We start from the raw sequence: 1270 nt of genomic DNA, 5'->3' as shown, positions 1-1270 counted from the left end.
AGGCCGAACCGTCCGCTCGGCGTGAGAACATCAACTTCAATCAAATCCTCGTGAGTTGCGCCGAACGCCCGGAACCGCCGACGCGTGCCCGGCATTGGTTTTACGGATGAGTCTGCGTCCAGAACAAGGAGCAGTGTTATGGCTTACCGTGATTACATCCACACGCCGGTGACGCCGCGCGACATCCGATGGGGACTCCAGCAGGGTGCCGTTGCGGGCATTGTCGCAGGCCTCGTCTTTGCGGCGTTTGAAATGACGGCGAGTGCGTTCATGATGGGGGCGGAAGCGTTTTTCACGCCCCTGCGCATGATCGGCGCCATTGCGCTTGGACCGGAAGCTCTCGATCCCGGCTACCCGCTCTTGACGGCCAGCATCGCTGGCGTGATCGTGCATTTGATCCTGGCCATCGTCTATGGGATCGTGTTCGGGGAGATTGCCGCAATGCTGCGAGGGCGAGCAGCCTTCATTGGTCTCGGCAGCATCTTTGGCCTCGCCTTGTGGCTCATCAATTTCTATGTGATCGCGCCGATCGCGTTCCCCTGGTTTCTGCAAGCAAGCCCGGTCGTGCAGTTCATTGCCCACACATTCTTCTTCGGTACCGTCCTCGGCTGGTTCCTGTGGAAATCGCACGAGAGAAGCGGGCTCGAAGGACCGGCGGTTTAGCCTTTGCCAACACCGACCTGGCGCCGTCAGATTGAAGCGGAACGACGCCGGAGATCACCGGCGCTTCTGCTGGCATTGGGGGCGCTATTGTGCTGCGCCTCGCGCGGGAGGGTGCGAAGGTCGCTTTGATCGCCCGCGACAAGCCCGCTCTGAGCCAGCTGACAGTGGAAATCGAAGGTGAGGGCGGCGAGGCTCTCGCCATAGCCGCCGATGTTTCCGACGCCCAAGTATTCGCAGCCGCCGACGAGATCGAGTCAGCACTGGGGCCGATCGACGGCAACCGCTCAATGTCATGTCCAACGATCTGGCGTAGAAAAGCGGACGGCTGGCTGCCCTACAACGATCAGGTTTTCGACTATCTCAAGCGGCAGCTCGACAAGATCGACCCCTCTTACCGCGACTGACGGCCCCCCAATCGACGAGCATGGAGAGCTAAAGTGACGAAAGTTGAGGTATTGTTCTTCGACGTCCTGGGGACCGTTGTCGATTGGCGCGGCAGCATAGCGGCGGAGGCAAGTTCTTTTCTGAAGCGCCACGATGCTTTGCATATCGACGCTAGTGCTTTTGCCGATGCTTGGGTCGGACGCTATGACGCATCGGTTGAAGC

2 protein-coding genes are annotated in these 1270 nt (G+C 60.0%); both read left to right on the top strand.

Annotation, left to right across the window (positions count from 1 at the left end):
* Positions 1 to 138 precede the first annotated feature (138 nt).
* Positions 139 to 663: a hypothetical protein gene (locus EOA85_RS35490; RefSeq protein ID WP_127212745.1), complete on the top strand. Its 525-nt coding sequence runs from the start codon at positions 139 to 141 to the stop codon at positions 661 to 663.
* A 53-nt stretch (positions 664 to 716) separates the two neighbouring features.
* Positions 717 to 1067, top strand: a complete 351-nt coding sequence (locus tag EOA85_RS35485) for an SDR family NAD(P)-dependent oxidoreductase (RefSeq protein WP_127212744.1) — start codon at positions 717 to 719, stop codon at positions 1065 to 1067.
* The last annotated feature ends 203 nt before the right edge of the window (positions 1068 to 1270 follow it).

This window comes from Mesorhizobium sp. M5C.F.Ca.IN.020.29.1.1, from assembly GCF_003997375.1.
In the GTDB taxonomy this organism is placed as follows: Bacteria; Pseudomonadota; Alphaproteobacteria; order Rhizobiales; family Rhizobiaceae; genus Mesorhizobium; species Mesorhizobium wenxiniae.
The sequence above is the reverse complement of the archived record's forward strand: the minus strand, read 5'-3'. Positions and strand labels throughout refer to the sequence as shown.

Coding starts and splice junctions, on each gene's coding strand:
- EOA85_RS35490 (WP_127212745.1), top strand. CDS start 139: ATGGCTTACCGTGATTACATCCACACGCCGGTGACGCCGCGCGACATC.